General features: G+C 68.9%; 20 protein-coding genes. 7 read left to right on the top strand and 13 right to left on the bottom strand.

The annotated features are described in order from the left end of the window. Nucleotides 1-32: 32 nt before the first annotated feature. Genes phnE through ACQUQF_RS06565 form a run of 3 tightly spaced genes read right to left on the bottom strand, consistent with a single transcriptional unit; the run spans nucleotide 33 to nucleotide 2939 of the window. Nucleotides 33-1031, bottom strand: coding sequence for a phosphonate ABC transporter, permease protein PhnE (gene phnE, locus ACQUQF_RS06575; RefSeq protein ID WP_435176975.1), 999 nt, complete (start codon nucleotides 1029-1031; stop codon nucleotides 33-35). Next, nucleotides 1028-1867: a phosphonate ABC transporter ATP-binding protein gene (locus tag ACQUQF_RS06570; protein ID WP_435176973.1), complete on the bottom strand. Its 840-nt coding sequence runs from the start codon at nucleotides 1865-1867 to the stop codon at nucleotides 1028-1030. The genes phnE and ACQUQF_RS06570 overlap by 4 nt, the downstream gene beginning before the upstream one ends. Nucleotides 1868-1916: 49 nt before the next feature. After that, complete coding sequence (locus ACQUQF_RS06565) at nucleotides 1917-2939, bottom strand: PhnD/SsuA/transferrin family substrate-binding protein (RefSeq protein WP_435176971.1); 1023 nt, start codon at nucleotides 2937-2939, stop codon at nucleotides 1917-1919. A 216-nt stretch (nucleotides 2940-3155) separates the two neighbouring features. Here ACQUQF_RS06565 and hisH point away from each other — a divergent pair, with 216 nt between their 5' ends. Beyond that, on the top strand, nucleotides 3156-3839 hold the full coding sequence (hisH, locus tag ACQUQF_RS06560; protein WP_435176969.1) for an imidazole glycerol phosphate synthase subunit HisH: 684 nt from the start codon (nucleotides 3156-3158) through the stop codon (nucleotides 3837-3839). A 28-nt stretch (nucleotides 3840-3867) separates the two neighbouring features. Here the strand turns inward: hisH and ACQUQF_RS06555 are convergent, their stop codons facing one another. Next, nucleotides 3868-4224, bottom strand: a complete 357-nt coding sequence (locus tag ACQUQF_RS06555; RefSeq protein ID WP_435176967.1) for a hypothetical protein — start codon at nucleotides 4222-4224, stop codon at nucleotides 3868-3870. 417 nt (nucleotides 4225-4641) lie between these two features. On the opposite strand from ACQUQF_RS06555, the gene ACQUQF_RS06550 reads away from it, so the two are divergent. The 3 genes from ACQUQF_RS06550 to ACQUQF_RS06540 all read left to right on the top strand — a co-directional run bounded on the left by ACQUQF_RS06550 (nucleotide 4642) and on the right by ACQUQF_RS06540 (nucleotide 8021). Further along, nucleotides 4642-5751, top strand: a complete 1110-nt coding sequence (locus ACQUQF_RS06550; protein WP_435176965.1) for a tRNA (guanine(26)-N(2))-dimethyltransferase — start codon at nucleotides 4642-4644, stop codon at nucleotides 5749-5751. A gap of 72 nt (nucleotides 5752-5823) precedes the next feature. Then, entirely contained in the window at nucleotides 5824-7062 is a 1239-nt protein-coding gene (locus ACQUQF_RS06545; RefSeq protein WP_435176963.1) for a YhjD/YihY/BrkB family envelope integrity protein, read from the top strand. 122 nt (nucleotides 7063-7184) lie between these two features. Continuing rightward, complete coding sequence (locus ACQUQF_RS06540) at nucleotides 7185-8021, top strand: phosphatase PAP2 family protein (RefSeq protein WP_435176961.1); 837 nt, start codon at nucleotides 7185-7187, stop codon at nucleotides 8019-8021. Between the two features lie 71 nt (nucleotides 8022-8092). Here ACQUQF_RS06540 and glnA read toward each other — a convergent pair whose 3' ends face one another. Further along, nucleotides 8093-9463: a type I glutamate--ammonia ligase gene (glnA, locus tag ACQUQF_RS06535; RefSeq protein WP_435176959.1), complete on the bottom strand. Its 1371-nt coding sequence runs from the start codon at nucleotides 9461-9463 to the stop codon at nucleotides 8093-8095. A 126-nt stretch (nucleotides 9464-9589) separates the two neighbouring features. Here glnA and lrp point away from each other — a divergent pair, with 126 nt between their 5' ends. From lrp to ACQUQF_RS06520, 3 genes are all read left to right on the top strand, one after another. Beyond that, nucleotides 9590-10045, top strand: a complete 456-nt coding sequence (gene lrp, locus ACQUQF_RS06530) for an HTH-type transcriptional regulator Lrp (RefSeq protein ID WP_435176957.1) — start codon at nucleotides 9590-9592, stop codon at nucleotides 10043-10045. Between the two features lie 95 nt (nucleotides 10046-10140). Next, nucleotides 10141-10794 (top strand): helix-turn-helix domain-containing protein, encoded by a 654-nt coding sequence (locus ACQUQF_RS06525; protein ID WP_435176955.1) that lies wholly within the window; start codon nucleotides 10141-10143, stop codon nucleotides 10792-10794. Nucleotides 10795-10846: 52 nt separating this feature from the next. After that, nucleotides 10847-12403, top strand: a complete 1557-nt coding sequence (locus ACQUQF_RS06520; protein WP_435176954.1) for a TrkH family potassium uptake protein — start codon at nucleotides 10847-10849, stop codon at nucleotides 12401-12403. A 186-nt stretch (nucleotides 12404-12589) separates the two neighbouring features. Here the strand turns inward: ACQUQF_RS06520 and thsA are convergent, their stop codons facing one another. From thsA to eif1A, 8 genes are all read right to left on the bottom strand, one after another. Beyond that, complete coding sequence (gene thsA, locus ACQUQF_RS06515; protein ID WP_435177615.1) at nucleotides 12590-14275, bottom strand: thermosome subunit alpha; 1686 nt, start codon at nucleotides 14273-14275, stop codon at nucleotides 12590-12592. A 321-nt stretch (nucleotides 14276-14596) separates the two neighbouring features. Beyond that, on the bottom strand, nucleotides 14597-15670 hold the full coding sequence (locus tag ACQUQF_RS06510) for a glutamate-cysteine ligase family protein (protein WP_435176952.1): 1074 nt from the start codon (nucleotides 15668-15670) through the stop codon (nucleotides 14597-14599). Nucleotides 15671-15712: 42 nt separating this feature from the next. Beyond that, nucleotides 15713-16549, bottom strand: coding sequence for a succinylglutamate desuccinylase (locus tag ACQUQF_RS06505; protein ID WP_435176950.1), 837 nt, complete (start codon nucleotides 16547-16549; stop codon nucleotides 15713-15715). A 340-nt stretch (nucleotides 16550-16889) separates the two neighbouring features. Further along, entirely contained in the window at nucleotides 16890-17438 is a 549-nt protein-coding gene (locus tag ACQUQF_RS06500; RefSeq protein WP_435176948.1) for a KH domain-containing protein, read from the bottom strand. Between the two features lie 244 nt (nucleotides 17439-17682). Beyond that, nucleotides 17683-18900, bottom strand: coding sequence for a tryptophan--tRNA ligase (locus tag ACQUQF_RS06495; RefSeq protein ID WP_435176946.1), 1218 nt, complete (start codon nucleotides 18898-18900; stop codon nucleotides 17683-17685). Nucleotides 18901-19241: 341 nt separating this feature from the next. Further along, complete coding sequence (rio1, locus tag ACQUQF_RS06490) at nucleotides 19242-20105, bottom strand: serine/threonine-protein kinase Rio1 (RefSeq protein WP_435176944.1); 864 nt, start codon at nucleotides 20103-20105, stop codon at nucleotides 19242-19244. 98 nt (nucleotides 20106-20203) lie between these two features. Then, on the bottom strand, nucleotides 20204-20872 hold the full coding sequence (locus ACQUQF_RS06485) for a nitroreductase family protein (protein WP_435176942.1): 669 nt from the start codon (nucleotides 20870-20872) through the stop codon (nucleotides 20204-20206). Between the two features lie 397 nt (nucleotides 20873-21269). Then, a complete protein-coding gene (gene eif1A / locus ACQUQF_RS06480) occupies nucleotides 21270-21560 on the bottom strand; it encodes a translation initiation factor eIF-1A (RefSeq protein WP_435176941.1) in 291 nt (96 codons plus the stop codon). Between the last annotated feature and the right edge of the window lie 21 nt (nucleotides 21561-21581).

Here is a 21581-nt window from a genome sequence, read left to right as displayed (position 1 = left end):
CCGCGTCGCCGGCTACCGCGGCGGGCCGCGGCTCAGCGCCGGTCGGTGCCGGTGCCGAGCCACTTGCCGCCGTCGGCGAGGTCCTTGACGGCGTCGACCAGCGACTTGCTCTCGTGCTCGTCGGGCCGGAGCCGCGACCGGATGCGCGAGGAGAGCAGCTCGACCGTGATGACGATGAGGAACACCATGATGATGCCCGCGGCGGCCTTCTGGTACTTGAACAGGTCCTGGCGCAGCCGGATGTACCGGCCGATGCCGCCGGCGCCGACGACGCCGAGGCTGATGGCGATGCGGGTGTTGATCTCGAGGATGTAGAGGGTCCAGGCGACGTAGGAGCTCGAGACCTGGCTCAGCATCCCGAAGCCGATGACCTGGGGGCGCGAGGCGCCGGTCGACCGGATGGCCTCGATGGGGCCCTCGTCGATCTCCTCGAGCTCGTCGGTCAGCAGCCGGCCGAGGTTCCCGACGGTGTCGGTCGCGATGGCCAGCACCGCGCTGACCTCGTTGATGCCCGCCAGCGGCACGTAGATGAGGATCCACACCAGCGCCGGGATGGCCCGGATGGCGCTCATCACGCCACGGAAGATGAAGTTGAACGGGAACGGCGTGACCTGCTCGGAGCCCAGCACGCCGAAGAACAGCGCGAGCGGGAAGCCCAGCACCGTCCCGGTGAACCCGAGGATGACCGTCACGAGGCTCAGCCGGACGAGCGACGAGCTGTCGGTGGTCAGGCTGTCGATGATGGGCTGGCCGAAGTTCCGGAAGCTGGCCGGGATCGCCCGCAGCCCGGTGATGTTGTTCTGCTGGGTGTAGACGGTGAAGTCGACGAAGTTCGGCGGCACGAAGCTCCGGAGGAACTCGACCTCCTCGGGCACCTGCGCCCACAGCTCCTGGGGGTCGAAGCCGATGAAGTTCAGTCCGAAGTACGTCGCCGCGAGGACGACCGCCAGCAGTCCGACGCCGAGCAGCTGCCGGACGCGCCGGCGCCGCTCCAGGCGCCGGAGGGTCTCGTCGATGCGCGAGTTGCTCATTCGTCGTCCCCTCCGTCGGCCGGCGCGGCGCCCGTCCCGGCCTCGACCGACGAGCCGCCCCGCTCGGCGTCGGCGGGCGCGGCGGTCGTCGCGTGGGTCGTCCCGTCGGCCGCCGCCTCCTCGCCGTAGTAGATCCGGTCGACGACGTCCATCGTGAGCTCCTCGCGGGTGCCGTCGAAGATGAGCTCGCCGTCACGGACCCCGAGGAACCGGTCGCCGAACTCGCGGGCGATGTTGACCTGGTGGAGGCTGGCGATGGTCGTCAGGCCCCGCTCCTTGGCCGCCTCCTTCATGTACCGCATCACGTCCTTGGCGGCCTTCGGGTCGAGGCTCGACACCGGTTCGTCGGCCAGCAGCAGGTCGGGGTCCTGGACCAGCGCGCGGGCGATGCCGACGCGCTGCTTCTGGCCGCCGCTCATCGAGCCGGCGCGCTGGCCCGCCTCCTCGAGGAGCCCCACCGTCTCTAAGGCCTCCAGCGCCGCGCGCTTGTCGGCCTCGTCGTTCATGGTGAGCGCGCTCTCCGCGAGGTGCGACCGCGAGAGCGCGCCGGTGAGCGCGTTCCGGAAGGCGCTCATGCTCTCGATGAGGTAGTGCATCTGGAACACCATCCCGACCTCGCTGCGCTCGCCGCGGACCGGCTCCTGGTTGATGATGACCTCTCCCTCCGTCGGCTGGGTCAGCCCGTTGAGCACCCGGAGCATCGTCGACTTCCCCGCCCCGGACGGGCCGAGGAGGACCACGAACTCGCCCTCGGGGATCTCGAAGCTGACGTCCCGCAGGGCGACCGTGTCTCCCCCGTATATCTTGGTGACGTTCTCGAGTGAGACTGCTGGCATCGGTAGGAAGACGGGAATAACGGTTTATTTATCTACTTATTCTGCAACGTCAGTTGCCGAAGTAGTCGGTGCCGACGCCGAGCTCCTTGGCGGCGTCGATGACCGGCTGGTACTCCTCGACGCCGATCTTCCGGACGGCGTTGAACCAGAGGTCGTCGTCGGTGTCCTTCTTGCCGTCCTTGCCGAGGTAGATCTTGTCGGGCGCGCCGGTGAAGGCGTCGACCAGCGCGGTCTTCTCCTTCTCGTCGAGCTGGGGGCTCACGACGATGGGCGCGCGGGGCAGGCCGGTGTGCTCGTTGATGACGGACGCGTGCTTGTCGAAGTCGTCCTGGAGGCCGGGGACGAACCCGCCCATCCCGGCGAAGTCGGCCTGGCCGTTCTTGAGCGTCTCGTACGCGCCGGTGTGGCTCGAGAAGTTCGGCGTGAACGCGGCGTTGCTGCCGCTGCCCTCGGGGAGGTCGCCGATGGAGATGCCGGCCTTCTTCAGGTCGTACAGCGGGAACAGGCAGCCGCTGGCCGAGAGCCGGTCGGCGAACGCGATGGTGGTGTCGTTGTTCTGGACGTACGTCTTCATCTCGTCGAGGCTGCTCACGTCAACCTCGTCGGCCGCGACGATGATGCTCTTGTACTCCCAGCTCCCGTACCCCTTCCGCTGGAGCGCGATCTCGGCCTTCCCGGCCTCGACGCCCAGCGCGGCCGCGAACGGGCCGGTCTCGGCCATGTCGGAGGTGCCGGCGCCCAGCGCCTGGATGACCGCGCTGTAGTTGTTCGCCAGCTTGAGCTTCGCCGGCACGCTGAACTCGTTGCTGAGGTACTCCTTGATGGGCTGGTACTGGGCCTGGAGCCGCTCCTGGGCCACGCTCGGCGAGACGTTGAAGTTGATCTCGCCGTTCTGGAAGTCCATCTTCTCGGCGGTGGTCGTCTCCGTGCCCTCCGTGGTGTCGCCCCCGCCCGACTCGGTGGTGTCCGAGGCGGTCGTCGTCTCCCCGCCGGAACCGCCGCCCATGCAACCCGCGAGTCCAATCGTCCCGATCGCACCGGTCGTCTTGAGGAACTTTCGTCGATTTGCCATGACCGAATCATCTTCCTCTGCATACACGTGTCGGTTAAGTCTTCCTATTTTTACTATGTATTGTTCACCAGTTCACACGGTAGAACGTCACTGAGATCGGAGATTACGCGAGTCGTTCGCGAGGCGCTCGCGACGACCTCGGCTATCGACAGAGACGGGTCCCGGGATGCTGCCCCAAGGGAAAGCGTCTTGCCCGCGCCGCGCCGAGCACAATTCATGAGTAGCCAGCGAGTGCGCACCGACGAGCGCGAGGGCGCGGCCTCCGTCGTCGTGGTCGACTACGGACTGGGCAACCTCCGGAGCGTCACCCGCGGCCTGGAGCGGGCGGGCGCGAGCGTCGAGATCAGCGACGACCCCGCGACGTTCGAGTCGGCCGACGGCGTCGTGCTCCCCGGCGTGGGGGCGTTCCGCGAGGGCGTCGAGAACGCCGGGCCGTACTGCGAGCCGCTGCTCGACGTCGCCGAGAGCGGGACGCCGGTGTTCGGCATCTGCCTGGGGATGCAGATGCTGCTGACGTCGAGCGAGGAGGCCGAGCGCGCCGGGGACCGCTCCGGGGGGAACGCGGGCGACGTCCGCGGTCTCGACCTGATCCCGGGCACCAACGTCCGGTTCGCCGAGGGCCAGAAGGTGCCCCACATGGGGTGGAACCAGCTCCGCGTGAAGCGAGACCACCCGCTCGTCGAGGGCGTCGACGGCCAGTACGCCTACTTCGTCCACTCCTACTACGCGGTGCCCGACGACGAGGACGCGGTCGTCGCCACCAGCGACTACGGCCGGGAGTTCCCCGCCATCGTCGCCGACGAGTCGGGCACCGTCTTCGGCACCCAGTTCCACCCGGAGAAGAGCGGCGAGACCGGGCTGACCATCCTGCGGAACTTCGTGGAGATCTGTCGGGAGTAGCTGGCGCAGTCCCGGTCCCCTCCTCGCGCTACAGGAAGTCCCGCACGTCCGAGTACCACATGTCGTGGTCGTCGACCGCGCCCACCCGGCGGGCGATGGCGACCGCGATGACGTGCCAGCAGAGGTCGGTGGGGTCCTCGGGGTCGAGGTTGTACTCGCTGTCCCGGCAGCCGCAGCCCCGGCCCTCCACCACGTACTCGTCGTCGTAGCCCACCACCACCGTGAAGTCCCGGTACTCCTTGACCCGGCTCTCCGAGACCGCCTCGATGGCCTGGGCGCCCCGGTCGTCGTGGACCGACAGGATGCGGTCGGTCACGGCCGGGGTGAGCTCGCCCGCCGCTTCGAGGTCGGACTGCCACTCCTCGACCGGGTTCACGGCGACCACCGCCTCTCGGGGGCGACGGGCGACGACGGGCGCGCCGGGGCGTCTGCCGGGGACACGCGAGAGGCGTTCGGACGGCTGGCCTAAACAGGTTCCGGTGTCGCGTCCCCGGCGGACCCCGGGCCGGAACTCGACGGTCCCGCGCTCGGCGTCGTGTCGGACGACGGCGCCGCCCCGTCCGCGGGCATTCTCGGCCCGCCGCGGCGGTCTCCGCCGCGAGGATTTAAATATTAAGGCGGGACGAATCCCGGCCGGACGTCTCGCGCGGTCACCGCCGGGGCAGCGTGCGCACGCTGCGGGACCGCCAGTCCGACTAACCGGAGACGGCTGTGCCAGTGGCGACCGGCAGTCGCGCGGGCGACGACCGACGCGGCGGCGAGCTATCGGTTGGCTTTTCGCCCGGGAGCGACGAGTGGCGGTATGCGCGTCACCGAAGGCGGGGTCGAGGTCGAGGTCCCCGAGCAGGCGGGCGAGGGCGTCGGCGACGAGGTGTTCTTCAACCCGGTCCAGGAGCTCAACCGCGACCTGACGGTGGCGGCGCTCCGGGCCTACCGGGACCGCGAGCCCCGCGCCGAGTCGTACCTCGACGCGATGGCCGCCAGCGGCGTCCGCGGGGTCCGGGCCGCGGCCGAGGGCTGGGACGTCACCCTCGCGGACATCGACGCGGACGCCGTCGACCTCTGCCGGCGGAACCTCGCGCGCAACGACCTCGACGGCGAGGTCGTCGAGCGCGACGCCAACGCGCTCATGCACGACTCGGTGTTCGACGTGGTGGACGTCGACCCGTTCGGGTCGCCGATTCCGTTCGCCGACGCCGCGTTCGCCAACACCCGCGACCTCGTCTGCGTCACCGCGACCGACACCGCGCCGCTGTGCGGCGCCCACTTCCACAGCGGGGTGCGGAAGTACAGCGCGGTCCCGCGCAACACCGACTACCACGCCGAGATGGGCGTCCGGATCCTGCTGTCGGCGCTGGCCCGGACCGCCGCCCGCTACGACGTCGGCGCGACGCCGATCCTGACCCACGCGACCAACCACTACGTCCGGACGTACCTCGAACTCGACCACAGCGCGAGCGACGCCAACGCCGCCGTCGAGGAGCTGGGTCACGTCTACCACTGCGAGGACTGCCTCTACCGCGAGCACGACGAGGGACTGATCGCCGACCCCCTCGACGCCTGCCCCGAGTGCGGCAGCGAGCGCACCCTGACCGCCGGCCCGCTGTGGCTCGGCCCGGCCCACGACGCCGACTTCGTCGCGGCGGTCCGCGACGAACTCGACGAGTCGATGGGCACCGCGACCCGTGCCGAGCGCCTGCTGGACGCGCTCGAGGGCGAGCTCCACGAGCCGACCCACTACGACCAGCACCGGCTCTGCAAGGAGTGGGGCCGGGCGGCGCCGGGCATGGACGAGTTCCTCGGCGACCTCCGGGCGGCGGGGTTCCCGGCCTCCCGCACCCACTACGGCGGGACCACCTTCAAGACGCCGGCGACCGTCGGACAGGTCCGGGAGGCGACACGAGACTCCTAACTGCGCGGTTCGCGACCGGATACCCGCGCTCATGCCAGTGAATATTTGTATCTCGTTGGCGAAACGAGTCGCGTGCCCAGTCTCGGAAACGCCGTGGACGTCGGTCGCTCGGTCCTGACGGAGGCCAAGGAGCAGGAGATAACGTTCCTGGCGGCCAGCACCGCCTACTACTCGTTCGTCTCGCTCATTCCGCTGCTGCTGCTGGCCTTCATCGTGGTCTCGTTCGTGGCCGGCGAGCAGTTCGCGACCCAGGTCGTCGACCGGGCCTCGGGGCTGCTGACCGCGACCGGCCAGCAGCAACTCCGGCAGTTCATCACGAACCCGACGGGGAGCGGCGGGACGACCGTCATCGGGCTGGTGGTGCTGCTGTGGAGCGCCATCAAGGTGTTCCGGGGCTTCGACGAGGCCTTCTCGGACATCTACGCGACCGACCCCAAGACCGGTATCGCCGACCAGGTGAAAGACGCGCTGCTCGTGCTCGCCGCCATCGGCCTCGGCGTCGTCGTCGTCGTGCTGGCGGGCGCCGCGACCTCGCTGTTCCCGAACTTCCCGTTCGTGGGCGTGATCGCGACGATAATCCAGCTGGTCGCGCTGGTCCCCGTCTTCCTCCCGCTGTACGTCGTCTTCCCCGACGCCGACGTCTCGGTCCGCGAGGCGCTGCCCGGCGCCGTGCTGGCGACGGTCGGGTGGACGGTGCTCCAGGTCCTCTTCCGCATCTACGCCAGTGTCTCCTCGACCAGCCCGTCCCAGTTCCTCGGCACCGCGCTGCTGCTGGTGACGTGGCTGTACTTCGCGAGCATCCTCATCCTCCTCGGCGGCGTCGTCAACATCGTGCTCGCCGAGCGCGGCAGCTACGCCGAGCGGACCAAGGAACCCGAGCAGACGCGCCTCGAACGCAAACAGGAGCTACTCGCCCAATACATGAGTGACGACGAATCCGCTCCCGACATCGTGGAGCTCCGCGACGAGCTCCGGGAGCTGCGTGCCGACGTGGAATCGTTCGAAGACGACATCGAATCGCGGACGGTCGAGAAGCCCGAGGTCGAGTCCGAGCTCAAGCAGTACGTCCGCAAGCGGATGCGCCGGGGCCACGCCCGCGGCTGGGGCCCGTACCTCGTGCTGCTGTACGGCACCGCGATGACCCTCGGCGCGTTCTACTGGCTCCGGGAGTTCTGGGCCATCTTCGCCATGGCGGTGGTCTGGCTCTCGACGCTCGGGCTCTACGCGCTGATGGTGATGCTCGGCTTCGGCGTCGGCGTGATGACCCTCCCGAGCCGCATCAGCGACCGCATCGGCAACTTCCGGTCGTGAGCTCCCGCCCGGCGGACGCACCGCGGCCTCCGGTCGCACACGCTGACCTGACGTCCGGTCGCGGCCGCCGCCCCGGTCCGCGTTCGTAGGGTATATCCGGGTCGCCGGGAAACCCCCGGCCGATGCCCGCACGAGGCCTCGGCGTCACCGGCGCCGTCGCGCGCTTCCTCCCCGAGTTCGTCCGCGAGCTGTTCGCCCTGATCACCCACCTTGGCGACGCGGGGCTCCTCCTCGCCGCGGTCGCGCTCTGCTACTGGTTCGGCGACCGCCGCGAGGGGGCGTTCTCGCTGGCGGCGGTGCTCGGCGCGCTCGCGCTGACGCTCGCCCTGAAGGGGCTGTTCGAGCTTCCGCGCCCGCCCGCCGGTCTCCACGTCGGTCACGCCGGCGGGTACGGCTTCCCCAGCGGCCACGCCATCGGCGCGACGACGCTGTGGGGGCTGCTCGCGCTCGTCCTCGAACGCGGCAGTCCCCACCGGCGGGCGGTCGCGGCCGCGTCGGTCGTCGCGGTCGTCGCGACCTCCCGGCTGGTCATCGGCGTCCACTACGCGGTCGACGTGGCGGTCGGCGTCGTCGTCGCGCTGGTCTACCTCGGCGCGCTCCTGCGGATCGCCGACTGGAACCCGACCCGGGCGTTCGCGGTCGCGGCCGGCCTGACCGCGGCGGCGCTGGCCACCAACGGGCTCACCCCCGACTCGGTCGCGACGCTCGCCGGCGTCGTCGGCGCGGCCGCGGCGTGGGCCGCGCTCGGCGCCCTCGACGCCCGACCGCGAGGAGCCGTCACGCTCCCCGCGGCGGCCGTCGGTCTCGGCGCGCTGGGGCTGGTCGGCTACGCCGGCAACCGGCCCGACCTGTCGCTTGCGGCGGTGTTCGGGCTGAACCTGCTGGTGCCGGCCGGCATCCTGCTGCTGCCGAGCCTGGTCGAGCGCGCGAGGCGAAGCCGGTCGGCGTCGCCGACCTGAGCGGAAGAGAACGAGTAGAGGGCGAAAGAAGGGGCCGCGACCGCGTCGCGAAGGCGGCGGGTCACCCGGTCTCAGAACTTCTCGAGGTACTTCTCCTTCTCCCACGAGGAGACGTGGGTCTTGTAGTCGGCGTAGTCGGCGCGCTTGGCCTGCACGAACTTCTCGGTGACGTGGTCGCCCAGCGCCTCCCGGACGACCTCGTCCTCCTCGAGCGCGTCGATCGCGCTGTCGAGGTTGCCGGGCAGGGTCGTGATGCCGTACTCCTCGCGCTTCTCGTCGTCGAACTCGTAGATGTCCTCGCGGACGGGCTCGCCGGGGTCGGCGTCGTTCTCGATGCCGTCGAGGCCGGCCTTGATGACCGCGGCCAGCGCGAGGTAGGGGTTGCACGACGGGTCGGGGCTCCGGATCTCGAACCGGGAGCTGGCGCCCGCGGCGTCGGGCACGCGGATGAGCGCCGAGCGGTTCACGTCGCTCCACGCGACGTACACCGGCGCCTCGTAGCCCGGCACCAGGCGCTTGTAGGAGTTGACCGTCGGGTTCGTGACCGCGGTGAACGCCTCGGCGTGTTCGAGGACGCCGCCCATGAACTTGTAGGCGGTCTCGCTCAGGTTGAACTCGTCGTCCTCGTCGGCGAAGGCGTTGCCCGAGTCGTCGAACAGGCTGATGTGGCTGTGCATGCCCGAGCCGTTGATCTCGCCGATCGGCTTGGGCATGAACGTGGCGTGGATGTCGTTCTGCTCGGCGACCGCCCGGACGACCGCCCGGAACGTGGCGATGTTGTCGGCGGCCGAGAGCGCGTCGTCGTACTTGAAGTTGATCTCGTGCTGGCCGTCGGCGACCTCGTGGTGGCTCGCCTCGACCTCGAAGCCCATCTGCTCGAGGGTGAAGATGATCTCGCGGCGCACGTCGGAGGCGAGGTCCTTCGGCGCGAGGTCGAAGTAGCCGCCCGAGTCGTGGGGCGTGGTGGTCGCCTTCCCCTCCTCGTCCTTCTCGAACAGGAAGAACTCGGGCTCGGGACCGATGCTGACGGTGTAGCCCATCTCCTCGGCCTCCGCGAGCACGCTCTTGAGGACCTGGCGGGGGCCGCCCTCGAACGGCGTCCCGTCGGTGTTCACCACGTCGCAGATCAGCCGGGCGCTCGCGCTGTCACCGTTCGAGCGCCACGGCAGGACCGCGAACGTCTCGGGGTCGGGCTCGAGCCGCATGTCGCTCTCCTGGATCCGGACGAACCCCTCGATGGAGGAGCCGTCGAACCAGATGCCCTCCTCGAAGGCCTTCTCGACCTGGGACGCCGGGACGCTCACGTTCTTGACGGTCCCGGTGATGTCGGTGAACTGGAGGCGAACGAAGTCGACGTTCTCCTCCTCGATCCGGTCGAGTACGTCCTGCTCGGCGTCGGTCAGCCCCGATTCCTTGCTGGCTGCGATTTGTCCATCCGTCATTTTTGTCGTCGTCTTTCAGGACTACGTGAACGACTAAAACGTTATTGGTCTGCGCAATTCTGCCTCTATCGGCCGAGAATTGGATATTCGTAAAATTCTAAAGGGTGGGGTACGTCGGTAAGCCTAATGACGTACGAAAATCTCGACGCGAAGTTGGTGAACGAACTCCTCGGCGACGGGCGGGCCAGCCTCCGGAGCCTCGCGGAGGAGCTCGACGTCTCGGTGACCACCGTCTCGAACCACCTCAAGGACCTCGAGGCCGAGGGCATCATCGAGGGGTACACCCCCAAGCTCGACTACGACGCGCTGGGCTACGACGTGACCGCGGTCATCCAGCTCAAGGTCGAGGGCAACGCGCTGCCCGACGTGACCGAGACGCTCCGGGACCACGACCAGATGATCAGCGTCTACGAGGTCACCGGCGACTACGACATCATCGCCATCGGGAAGTTCACCGACACCGACGGGATGAACCGCGGCATCAAGAGCCTGCTCACCGACCCCGACATCAAGGAGAGCAACACCAGCGTCGTGCTGAACGCCGCGAGCGAGCACGAGCAGTTCGAGCTCGACGTCGAGTAGCGACCGGCGACTGACCCGGTCGTCGCGCGCGCGACGACCGGCACTGTTTCCGGTGACCGATAGTATTTCAAGCAATCGTCCGTAGTTGGTCGCCAATGAGTCTCATCGCCGAGTTCTCCCTCCGGTCGCCGGAGCTCGCGCTGGCGTCGGCGCTCGACGCCGCGCCCGAGGTGACCGTCGAGCTCGAGCGGCAGCTGGCGGCCGACCCCGACGCGCCGCTGATGACGTTCTGGGCGGCCGGCGGCGACCTCGACCGGCTGGAGGCGGGACTCGACGGCGACGAGACGGTCCGCGAGCACGCCGTCGTCGAGGAGCTCGGCGGCCGGCGGCTGTTCCGCGCGCGACTCGACGTCGACCGCCTCCGCCCCGTCTACCCCGTCTACCAGCGGCTGGGCGCGTCGCCGCTGGCCGCCACGGGCTCGACGGACGGCTGGAACCGGCGGGTCCGGTTCCCCGACCGGGACTCGGTGGTGGAGATGCGCCGGGCCTGCCTCGAGATGGACGTCGAGTTCCGGCTCCACCGGCTCTACACGCCCGGCGCGGGGTCGATCGAGGACGAGTACGGTCTGAGCCCCGAGCAGCGGCGGGCGCTGGAGACCGCCGAGCGCATCGGCTACTTCGAGGTGCCACGGGACGCGGGGCTCGACGACCTGGGCGCCGAGCTCGACATCAGCGGGCAGTCGGCGTCCGAGCGGGTCCGACGGGGCGTCTCCGAACTCGTCTCGAACACGCTGCTGAGCGATCTCTGAGGCGGGCGGACACGCCGCTTACAAGCGTCAAGCCCCAACACCGGGTAAGACGATGGAGTGGGACCGGCGCGCCGCGCTCTGGAACGTCGGCCGGGCGCTTACGTACTTCGGCGGGATCACCGCGTCGCTGATCGTCGTCTCGGTGGCTAGCGGCGAGTACTACGCCGTGCCCGGCGTTCTGGGGTCGGCGGTCGCGACGGTCCTGGCGGGCGTCGGGTTCAAGCGGGCCGGCGTCGCCACCGAGTCCGACGACAGGGCGCTGAGCTACGCGTCGGCCGCGGCCGTCTGGCTGGTCGTCGGCGCGTTCGGCGCGCTGCCGTTCCTGTCGGTGGCGTGGACGGTCGCGCTCCGGCCGACGCTCGCGGCCGCGCCGCCGCTCTCGCCCACCCTCGCCGCGTTCCGGTGGCCGGCGAACGCGGTGTTCGAGTCGATGAGCGGGCTCACCGGCACGGGGCTGACGGTGACGCTCCGGGAGAGCCGGCTGCCCGCCACGCTCCAGTTCTGGCGGTCGCTGCTCCAGTGGATCGGCGGCATCGGCATCGTGGTCCTGGTCGTGTCGGTGTTCGAGGCCGGCGGCCCGCTCGCGGACTACTACGAGACGGAGATCCCGGTGGGCAGGATGGAACTGGAGCCGGCCGACCCGCGCCCGATGCTGCTCGCGTTCTCGGTCGCCACGGTCGCGTCGATCGCGGTGCTCTGGGCGGTCGGGATGTCGGCGTGGGCGGCGCTCAACCACGGCCTGACCGCGATCTCGACCGGCGGTTTCACGGTCACCGACGCGAGCATCGCCGACTACGGCGCCCCGGTGCAGGCGGCGCTGCTCCCCATCATGGCGGTCGGCGCCCTGCCGGTCCCGGTGTACTACCTGATGTTCTGCGGCGACCTCCGGGAGTGCTACGTCGACCTCCAGTCGCGGTGGCTGTGGGTGTCGCTCGCGGCCGGATCGGTCGCGGTCGCGGGCCTGCTCGCGCTCGACGCGTCGTACCAGTCGACCGGGACGGCGGCCCTGGCCGGCGCGTTCCAGTTCGTGTCGGCGATGACGTGCGCCGGGTTCGCCACCGCGTCGGTGGGCGGGTGGCCGACGGCGGCCCTCGTCGTCATGACCCTCGGGATGTTCGTCGGCGGCGCGATGGGCTCGACCGCCGCGGGCATCAAGATCATCAGGGCGCTCAGCCTGGTCAAGGGGACCTGGCATCGGGTGACGAACGTGTTCTTCCCCGGCGGCGACATCGGCTACCGGGACGCGGCCGCCAGCGAGTCGTCGTTCATCGGCTCGGTCAGCACCCGCCACGCCGCGTCCAACTACGACGACGCGTCGTTCGTGACGGTCCTGTGGTTCGGGGCGTTCGTCTCCGGGGTCCTCGTGCTCACCGTGGTCATGCCCGACTCGATCGCGCTCGCGCACGTCGTCTTCGACGTGGCGAGCGCCGTCAGCGCGGTCGGACTCACGACGGGCATCACCGATGCGGGGATGCCGACCGCGGCCAAGCTGACGCTGGTCGTCGTCATGTGGGCCGGCCGGCTCGAGGTGTTCCCGGTGCTCGTCCTGCTGCGGAGCCTGTTCGGCGTCGACGAGGAGATCGAGGCGGACGAGGAGCCCGGCGACTGACCGGCCGAGACTCGGATCGACCGGTGGTCGATCCGCAGCGGGCGCTGTTCGACGAGACGGCGCGAAAGAAAGCGATTCGAGTGAGATTCGGGATGCGGCGTCGGACGACGCCGCGGGGCTCGAACGGTCGGTGAGCGGTGCGGGTCGGCAGGGTCGGTGAGGCGGTGGTAGGGCGTCGGGCCTACTTCACATCGCTCCGCCCATGCCGCCCATACCGCCCATGCCGCCCATACCGCCGCCCATGCCGCCGCCGGGGCCGCCGGCGCCGGGACCGCCGTCGCCGCCGTCGTCGCCGTCGACCTGACCGCCCTTCAGGTCGCCCGCGGCGATGACGTCGTCGATGCGCAGCAGCATGACGGCCGCCTCGGTGGCGGACTCGATGGCCTGGGTCTTGACGCGGAGCGGCTCGACCACGCCGTCCTCCTCCATGTTCACGACCTCGCCGGTGTAGGCGTCGAGGCCGGCGTCGAAGTTACCGCCGTCGTGCTTGCTGCGGAGGTCGACCAGGCTGTCGATGGGGTCGAGGCCCGCGTTCTCGGCGAGGGTGCGCGGGATGACCTCCAGCGTGTCGGCGAACGCCTCGACCGCGAGCTGCTCGCGGCCGCCCACGGAGTCGGCGTAGTCGCGGAGCTCGAGCGCGAGCTCGGTCTCGGGCGCGCCGCCGCCGGGGACGACCTGACCGTCCTCGAGGGTGACGCGCACGACGCCGAGGCTGTCCTCGATGGCGCGCTCGACCTCGTCGACGACGTGCTCGGTGCCGCCGCGGAGGATGAGGCTGACGGACTTGGCCTCCTCGACGTCCTCGACGAAGATGCGCTGGTCGCCGCCGACGTCCTTCTGGGCGACCGAGCCCGCGAAGCCGAGGTCGTCGGCCTCGATGTCGTTGACGTTGCTGACGATGCTCGCGCCGGTCGAGCGGGCCAGCTTGCTCAGGTCGTCGGACTTGGCGCGGCGGACCGCGATGATGCCGGCCTCGGCCAGGAAGTGCTGGGCCATGTCGTCGATGCCGCCGTCGACGAAGACGACGTCGGCGCCGACCTCCTCGAGCTTGTCGACCATCTCGCGGAGCTGCTGCTCCTCCTGGTCGAGGAACTGCTGGAGCTGGTCGGGGTCGGTGACGTTGACCTCGGCGTCGATCTCGGTCTCCTGGACCTCGAGGGCGTCGTCGAGCAGCGCGACGTTGGCGTCCTCGACGAAGTAGGGCATGTTCTCGTGGACGCGCTCCTTGTCCACGATGACGCCCTCGATGAGCTCGGACTGGTCGATGGAGCCGCCGACGACCGTCTCGATCTTGATGTTGTCGGTGTCGATGCCCTCCTCGTCGGCGACGCTCTGGACCGCGCGCACGACGAGCTCGGAGAGCAGCTCCTTGGCGTTCTCCGCGCCCTTGCCGGTCATCGCGGTCGACGCGATCTTCTCGAGGGTCTCGGTGTCGTCGGCGTCGACGTCGATGGCCTTCTCCTCGAGGAGCTCCTTGGCCTTCTCGGAGGCCTGGCGGTACCCCTGCGCGAGGGTGGTGGCGTGGATGTCCTGCTCGAGGAGGTCCTCGGCCTTCTCGAGGAGCTCGCCCGCGACGACGACCGCGGTGGTCGTGCCGTCGCCGACCTCGTCCTCCTGCGTCTCGGAGACCTCGACGACCATGTTGGCCGCGGGGTGCTCGATGTCCATCTCCTTCAGGATGGTGACGCCGTCGTTGGTGACGACGACCTCGCCCGTCGAGTCGACGAGCATCTTGTCCATCCCTTTCGGACCGAGCGTGGTGCGGACGGCCTCCGCGACCGCGGTCCCGGCGGTGATGTTCATCGACTGCGCGTCCTTTCCGGAGGTACGCTGGCTGTCCTCGGAAAGTACAATCATCGGCTGGTTGCCCATTCGCTGTGCCATAGTCGCCTGATAGATTGATTGGGATTCTATATAAGTGTTTCCCTACCGGCCGAGATAACGCGCCTTTAGCACTCGACTCGTGATATGGGGGTGGTTGACACGCCGTGATTTATATGTGTGGGCGTGAACGGAACGCTCCGGGAGTATAGCGCCGGTTCGCGAGCGGACGGTGGTGACCTCCGAGAGGGGAACTGGTTCCGGGGGACGCAGGCCACGCGGACCCGTCGACGAGTCGGTCGCTGTTACTCGGGCGAACCACTCGCATGCCGGAGAACCCGCTATCGAGGCCGGAAGAGAACCGAACGCGTCTCAGTTCCGAAGCAGGTCGTTCACGTCGCTCCGCAGCAGTTCGCCGTATCGAAGCCGGAGTTCGCGGGCCTCGCTCGGACTGACGCACTGCCGTCCGTCGATCCGGCGCGTCAGCGGATCGTATCCCTGCACCCCGAATCCCATCCGTTCGAGGTACGTGGCGACGTCCCCAGACTCTAGACCGACGTGCATGGCCTGCTCGGTGTAGTCCAGCACGGTCTCGAACTCGGGAAGCGTCACCCCGTCGCTCCCCACGCCGCCCTCGCTGCCCTCGACGGAGACGTTGGTCTGGTGGAGCTGTTCCATCACCGCGTCCATCTCCTCGGCCAGACGCAGGATCTGGCTCGGGAGGGTCGCGTCGGGCGCGCGCCACTCCACGGTCGGCATCGTATCGCGCAACCGGACCGGCGTCCACACGACGTCGTCGGGCGAGAAGTGGTCGTCGACGCGGTCCCCGTCGACGCCCGCCTCGACGGCCGCCGCTTTGAACTCCTCGAACCGGCGCTCGAGGCGGCGCTCCCACTCGGCGACGGTGTGGACGTAGTCCCAGAGCTGACCGTGCCCCGGGAAGTGTTCGTAGCACTTCTTCCGATAGAGGTAGGCGCGGGCGCCGTTCGCGATTCGCTCGCCCCGGAAGTACGGCGACGAACTGAGCAGTGCGAGCGCCGGGTCGAGACCGACGAGCGCGTTGAGCTGGTCCGTGACGTTGCGCTTCTCGAAGTGCAGGTGGGTCCCGGCGCAGTGCCTGGCGTACTCGAAGTTCGCACCGAGAACCCGGCTCTGTATCCGCCCGCGCTCCCCCGTCCGCCGCTCTATCGACTCGGCGCCGATCGGCGTCCCGAGCGGGACGAGCGACTTGTCCAGCTCGTCGGCCCGCGACAGCACCTCGTCCAACTGGTCGACGAACGTCGTCCGGAGCTCGGCGTACGTCTCGCACGGCGGCGTTTTGAGCTCGAAGAGCGGTTCGACGAACTCCTCCTCGGTGTACTCGGAGACCTCCGCGAGCGCTCCCGGAGTCGTGAGCGCCCCGTTCCGATCCACCACCCAGTACTCTACTTCGATGCTCTTTTGCATTGCTTCTCGGATTGCCTCGGTTCGGTCGGGCAGGCGACTGTCTCAGCCGTCGCCGAGCCACGCGTCGCGGGCCCCGTCGAGCGAGTCGGCCGTCCTGTGCCCCCTGTAGCCGAAGATGTCGTCGTACCCCGTTTCGGAGACCAGGATCGGGACGAACGACTCGTCGGCGACGAGCGTCTCCCCGTCCGCCTTCGCGTAGGCGGTCCCCGCCTCGACCCGCTCGAAGTTCTCGACCAGCAACTCGTACGAGTCGTGCGAACCGGGCTTCTCTATCGTGTCGTCGGTCGTGAAGTACGCCGGACTGGACGTGGGCGGAGACGGCTCGTCGACCGCACCGACGACCCGGAGGAACGCGCGGATGATCTCCTCGGCCTTCGCGATGGCGTCGTCCCTCTCCGGCTTCCCGACCTCGACGGAGACCGCGCCGGTCGAGCTGAAGGCGCTGTCGACGGTCGGTCGCTCGTTGACGACGTAGTCGAGCGGGAGCTGCGAGACCACTTCGAGCGTCCGGCGGTGTTCCGAGGTGACGAACGCCACCGGGTCGGACGTGGCCCGCGTCGTGTGAATCGAGAGGACGGTGCAGTCGTCGGTCTCGGCCACGAGCTGGGCCGCGAGCCGGCGCTCGCGTTCGTCAGCGTCGGCGTCGCCCGGGAACACGCGATTCATGTCAACGTCGAGATAGCGACGGTGGGCGACCGCTGCCGGCGGATTCGCCACGACGAACTTCACCGGCCGGTCGAACGTCGGCGGTGGCTCCAGGACGCGGTGGATCGCGCGAACGCCGGTCGGCTCGTCGCCGTGTACGCTCCCGACGACCGCCGAGTCGGGGTCACCCGAACCGAAGACGGTACTCTCGGGCGAGACGTCTCCGCCGAACATCCCGGATCACACCCCCGTCCCGCGTTCGGCGTGACCCGAATCGCCGCCGCCGAAACGGACGTTGTCTGTCATCTCTGCGGACTCAGAATCAGTAAGGCCGTCAGCACAATGAGTCCGTTGGCCTCAGTTCCGCGAGACGACGGCAGCTCCCGTCGCACGGTCGATTCGACCCGTCCCGGACATCGCGGCTTCGCTTCGGACGAACTGCCGGTGTCGGACGTCTCGCTTCTCGGACATCGACGGACCCTGGGCTGGTAGACTGCGCGAAGTGACCAGAAATCCGGAGGCGCGAGCGTCGCGGCGGAGGCCCGCCGGACTGCGCCGGAAAAGGAACGGACCGCTATCCGGGGAACTGGTGGAACTCCATCCCCTGGCGCTTCATCTCGTTGCGCTTCCGCTCGAGGAACGAGTACACCGAGCCGTGGGGCGCGCCGTCGAGGATCATCTCGGCCGCGCTGCGGACCACGTCGACCTGCTTGGGGGTGCCGATGACGCCGAGGGTGGTGCCGTAGATGACGACGTCCGCGCCGGTCAGCTCCTCCATGAGCTCGCGGGTCCGGCCGTTCTCGCCGATGAGCCGGCCCTTCTGGCGCTCGAGGTCGTTCTTGTTGCGGGCGGCGGCGTCGATGTCGATGACGTCGAACATCATCATGTCGTCGTCGAGCAGCGAGAGCGCCACGTCGGGCGCGAAACCGCGACCGATGGCCTTCACGATCTCGGGGCCCTTGAGGCCAAGGACGGGGTCGCCGGTCTTCTCGACCTCGACCGACCCGTTCTCGGAGTCGATGTCGAGCCGAACCTCCGCGCGACTCTCGATCTCGCGCATCGTCTCACCTCCCTCGCCGATGAGAACGCCGATCCGGTCCTGCGGAATCTTCACGTGTTGCATGGCTAATCGTAGTCGCTCCGGGTGTTTTAACTCTTTGTCCGCGTGTGAACTTCTAACTCTCGCGGTGGTCCTCGCGTCCCGCTCCGTCCTTTCTGTCGACGTGACGACCGGAACGAGGTCCTCGAAAGCCCTCGCGCGCTCGCCCTTTCAGTCCGCCAGGGAACGAGGGCTGTCGGATAGCGCAGAACCGGCGGAGAGTCGGTCTGCGCGGCTCCGGGAGAGGTCCCTCCGCGATGTCTCGCCGTCAGCCGAAGAGGCCGACGCCCTCTGGTCGCGCCCGCGCGCGCTCGTCGTCGGTCAGCCGGTAGCGCTCGAACTCGGCTTCGAGGTCGTCGATGGCGGCCCGGCGCTCCCGGTGCGCCTCGAGGAAGTCGGCGATGCGCTCGGCGGCGTAGGACTTGAGCTCCCCGCTCAGCAGGTCGCCCGACCGGTACTCGTCGGCGAGCCGGTCGAGGGTCGCGTCGTCGTCCTCGAAGAAGAACGCCAGCAGCTGGTAGGCCACGTCGACCTCGGGGTCGCCGCCGTGCTCGCGGTGGGCCTCCAGGCTGGACCGCCCGCCGGAGTAGGCGTACGTCCGGATCTTGTCCGCGACCGTCTCGCGGTCGTCGGTGAGGTAGATCGCGGGCGCGCCGTGGGACGAGGTCCCACGAGCCTCCGAGCTGCGCTCGGAGACGCTGTCCGAGCTGCTCATCTTGCCCGGCCCGTCGAGCGTCGGCAGGAACTTGCTCAGCAGCGCCGCCGGCTTGGTCACGTCGAACGCCTCCTTGGCGGCCACGTCGCGGGCGAGCCGGACGTGGGGGTCCTGGTCGACCGCGATGGGGACCACGCTCGCGTGGGGTCCGTGGACGAGCTGGGGCAGCAGCAGGTGGGCGATCTGGACCGCCGGGTAGAACGCCAGGCCGACGTTGTCGGGCCGGCCGTAGGTCGCCTCCATCGTCGACTGGGTGACGTGCTTCGCGAACTGGGTCGCGAGGGGGTAGACGACGTCCGCGTCGGCCGTGTCGACCACGATGCGGGTCCGCTCGGGGTCGAAGCCGACCGCCAGCAGGTCCCGGAGGTTGTCGCGGGCGTGCTCGCCGATCTCCGCCAGCGTGAGGTCCTTGCCGAAGTACTTCTCGTCGTCCGACATGGGAATGTAGACGTGCGCGCCGGTCGTCTCCTGCAGGTGCTTCGCGTGGTAGAAGTGCATCGCGTGGCCGACGTGCATCGGGCCCGAGGGGCCGACGCCGGTCACGAGCGAGACGGTCTCGCCGCTGTTCGCTGCACCGAGGAACCGGTCGACGTCCCGGCCGGCGTAGAACACCCGCCGGCGCACCATCGGGTGCGGGTCGGGAAAGCGGGCGATCTGGTCGTCGGTCAGTTCGTCGGCGCCGAAGCGGTCGAGCAGTTCGTCGTAGTCGACCTCGCCTTCGACCGCGTAGGGGGTGACGGTGAAGTCGTTCGGAGTTGGGTCTTCTTGCATTGGATAGTGGATGCTGGTGGCTGTCGCTCGGAAGTCGATGCGCGAAAGAGAACGCGAGTGAGCGCCGCCACCGCGGACGCCCGGTGAAGGCCGGCGCGTCGTCGGTTACGACACTGTCCGCTCTCCGGGCGACTGCCAGCGCCAGGTGCGGAGAGCGGACCTCATCGAGTCAGGATAGTCGCTGCCGCAGTTTGAACGTTTCGCTCGTTCACGACTCGGGTCGTGCGGTCGGACACACGTCACGGGGTTGCCCGGTCGGGCACACGTCTCGGGTCGCTCGGTCGGAATCACGTCCTCGGAACGCGCGGTCGAGGTCACTTGTCGGGGTCGGACGCTCGCCGTCACTTGTCGGGATCGGCGTTCTCTCGAATCCACTCCTCGAGTTCGTCGCCGCGGACGTCCATCCCCTGGCGCTGGAAGAAGGAGGCGACGTTCGCGCAGTCCCGCGTCAGGAACTCGCCGCTGTTGGGGTGGTGGACGGTCACCGCCTGCCCGAGGTCGATGATGCAGAGCTCGCCGTCGTGGACGATGATGTTGTACTCGCTCAGGTCGCCGTGAACCAGCCCCACGTCGTAGAGCCGGCGCATGTACTCCCGGACCACCTCGAAGGCGGTCTCGGGGTTCTCCAGGTGGGCGTCGTCGAGCGTCGGGGCCCGCTCGCCGTCGGAGCCGAGGAACTCCATGACGAGGACGTTTCGCTGGACCGCGATAGGATTCGGAACGCGCACGCCGGCCTTCTGGGCGCGCTTGAGGTTGGCGAACTCCTTGCGCACCCACGCCAGCACGACCCGCTTCTTGTCGCCCGACAGCTCCTCGAACCGGGGGTCGCCCACCAGGTACTCCCGCATGTCCCGGAAGTCCGAGGCGTTGATGCGGTAGACCTTGACCGCCACCTCGCCGTACTCCTCGCCGCCGAGCGCGCCGTAGACGGTGGCCTCCTTCCCCGAGGAGACCGGGCCGCCGAACGCCCGGACGTAGCCGTCCTGGACCAGCTTGTAGAGCGCCGCCAGGGTGGCGTCGTCGAACACCGACTGCTCGACCTTGAACTGCTCGGTGTTCTTGAGCCGCTCCCGGAACTCGTTGAACTCCCGGTCGCGCCGGCGGGCGATCTTGTCGGCCTCCGTGTCGGAGACGTCTATCTCCTCCCACTCGTCGCCGACGCCCTCTGCGTTGTCGGGTTCGAGCAGGCTGTACTCCTCGGTCATCTACACCGACGTAGCAGCCCCAGGGGTAAAAGGGTGGGCCTGCGCGGGACCGCGGTCGGCGGAATGGAGAACACGGAACGGGGCGCCGCCGTCCGTCGTCAGTACCGCTCGCGGTGCAGGACCTCGTCGACGTCGCGCCGGGGGAGCCGCTCGGGCTCCTCGCCGCCGCTCGGCCCGACCGCGACGAGCATCACCGGGATCTTGTCCTCGGGCAGTTCGAGGAACTCCGCCATCCCCTCGGCGTCGAACCCGATCATCGGCGTCGCCTTCAGGCCGCGGGCGTGGGCCGACAGCAGCAGGTTCTGGGCCGCCAGGCTCGGATTGCGGATGCCGTAGTCGCGACCGGTGCGGTCGTCCTCGTACATCTCGACGGTCTGGGCCTTGGTCTGCTCGGCCGAGGCCTCGTCCATCCGGCCGGCCGCCTCCCACTCGTCGAACACCCGGTCGGCGGTCTCGGCCTCGGTGTGGCCGACCACCAGGATCGCGGTGCCGGCCTCCCGGATGTGCTCCTGGCCGTAGGCGAGTTCGACGACCTTCTCCAGGCGCTCGTCGTCCTGCACCGCCACGAACTCCCACGGCTGGAGGTTGTACGACGACGGCGCCAGCGCGGCGTCTCGAATCAGCTCTTCGAGCGTCTCGTCGTCGATGTCGGCGTCGGGGTCGAAGTTGTGGCCCGACCGCCGCGTCCGGATGGCCCGGATGGCCTCCGGGAACTCCTCGTCGTGGGCTACGTCCGTCTCGTCGGCCGAAATCTGTTCGAGACTCATCACCCCCGCTAGCGGCCGGACACTTAACAGCGGCGTGGCCGCGACCGTTCGTGCCGGTTGAGATTCGATAGCAGGCGTCGGGGAAGTGCGAGATGAATCGAGATTGGCCCCGTAACGAGGTATATAAATTGTCGTCGTTGGGCCGGCGCGGTCGTGGTTTCTGCGATTGTAGATCCGGGCAGAGCACCAGCAGTTCTACCGCGAGCGAACGAAGTGAGCGAGCGGACCAAGGAACCCTCGACGGAGCGTCCGAACGAAGTGAGGACCGACGGAGGGGGTGACGCCGTGTCGTCGTGAGCGGCGCGAACGACGGCTCGTCAGAGCGTCGCTCTGACGGTGTTTTTCATGAACGTTTTGCAAGGGCGGCGCGTTTAGGCGCCGCCCGCAGCAAAAGGTTCTATTGGATGTGACCCTCTTCGCGGAGCTGGTCGGCCTCCTGCTTGTCGTAGCGCCACTTGATGTCGGCCTTCTCGTCCTGCCAGTCCCACGGCTCGACCAGCACGACGTCGTCCTCGCGGATCCAGATGCGCTTCTGCATCTTGCCCGGAATCCGGGCAGTGCGCTCCTTGCCGTCGGCGCATCGTACCTTCACGCGGTTCGCCCCGAGCATGTTGGTGACGGTGGCGAAGACCTCGTCGTCGTCGGGCATGCGGAGGTTCTTCCGCCGTCCGCCGTCGTTGTCGCTCATAATTGCGGTTTGGTGACCCGG

The sequence above is a fragment of the Halorussus sp. AFM4 genome, from assembly GCF_051194995.1.
In the GTDB taxonomy this organism is placed as follows: Archaea; Halobacteriota; Halobacteria; order Halobacteriales; family Haladaptataceae; genus Halorussus.
This window is presented reverse-complemented; position numbering and strand designations above follow the sequence as displayed.

Bases quoted from the DNA above. Each gene is read 5' to 3' on its own strand.
- phnE (WP_435176975.1), bottom strand. From the start codon at position 1,031: ATGAGCAACTCGCGCATCGACGAGACCCTCCGGCGCCTGGAGCGGCGC.
- ACQUQF_RS06570 (WP_435176973.1), bottom strand. From the start codon at position 1,867: ATGCCAGCAGTCTCACTCGAGAACGTCACCAAGATATACGGGGGAGAC.
- ACQUQF_RS06565 (WP_435176971.1), bottom strand. From the start codon at position 2,939: ATGGCAAATCGACGAAAGTTCCTCAAGACGACCGGTGCGATCGGGACG.
- hisH (WP_435176969.1), top strand. From the start codon at position 3,156: ATGAGTAGCCAGCGAGTGCGCACCGACGAGCGCGAGGGCGCGGCCTCC.
- ACQUQF_RS06550 (WP_435176965.1), top strand. From the start codon at position 4,642: ATGCGCGTCACCGAAGGCGGGGTCGAGGTCGAGGTCCCCGAGCAGGCG.
- ACQUQF_RS06540 (WP_435176961.1), top strand. From the start codon at position 7,185: ATGCCCGCACGAGGCCTCGGCGTCACCGGCGCCGTCGCGCGCTTCCTC.
- glnA (WP_435176959.1), bottom strand. From the start codon at position 9,463: ATGACGGATGGACAAATCGCAGCCAGCAAGGAATCGGGGCTGACCGAC.
- lrp (WP_435176957.1), top strand. From the start codon at position 9,590: ATGACGTACGAAAATCTCGACGCGAAGTTGGTGAACGAACTCCTCGGC.
- ACQUQF_RS06525 (WP_435176955.1), top strand. From the start codon at position 10,141: ATGAGTCTCATCGCCGAGTTCTCCCTCCGGTCGCCGGAGCTCGCGCTG.
- ACQUQF_RS06520 (WP_435176954.1), top strand. From the start codon at position 10,847: ATGGAGTGGGACCGGCGCGCCGCGCTCTGGAACGTCGGCCGGGCGCTT.
- thsA (WP_435177615.1), bottom strand. From the start codon at position 14,275: ATGGGCAACCAGCCGATGATTGTACTTTCCGAGGACAGCCAGCGTACC.
- ACQUQF_RS06510 (WP_435176952.1), bottom strand. From the start codon at position 15,670: ATGCAAAAGAGCATCGAAGTAGAGTACTGGGTGGTGGATCGGAACGGG.
- ACQUQF_RS06505 (WP_435176950.1), bottom strand. From the start codon at position 16,549: ATGTTCGGCGGAGACGTCTCGCCCGAGAGTACCGTCTTCGGTTCGGGT.
- ACQUQF_RS06500 (WP_435176948.1), bottom strand. From the start codon at position 17,438: ATGCAACACGTGAAGATTCCGCAGGACCGGATCGGCGTTCTCATCGGC.
- ACQUQF_RS06495 (WP_435176946.1), bottom strand. From the start codon at position 18,900: ATGCAAGAAGACCCAACTCCGAACGACTTCACCGTCACCCCCTACGCG.
- rio1 (WP_435176944.1), bottom strand. From the start codon at position 20,105: ATGACCGAGGAGTACAGCCTGCTCGAACCCGACAACGCAGAGGGCGTC.
- ACQUQF_RS06485 (WP_435176942.1), bottom strand. From the start codon at position 20,872: ATGAGTCTCGAACAGATTTCGGCCGACGAGACGGACGTAGCCCACGAC.
- eif1A (WP_435176941.1), bottom strand. From the start codon at position 21,560: ATGAGCGACAACGACGGCGGACGGCGGAAGAACCTCCGCATGCCCGAC.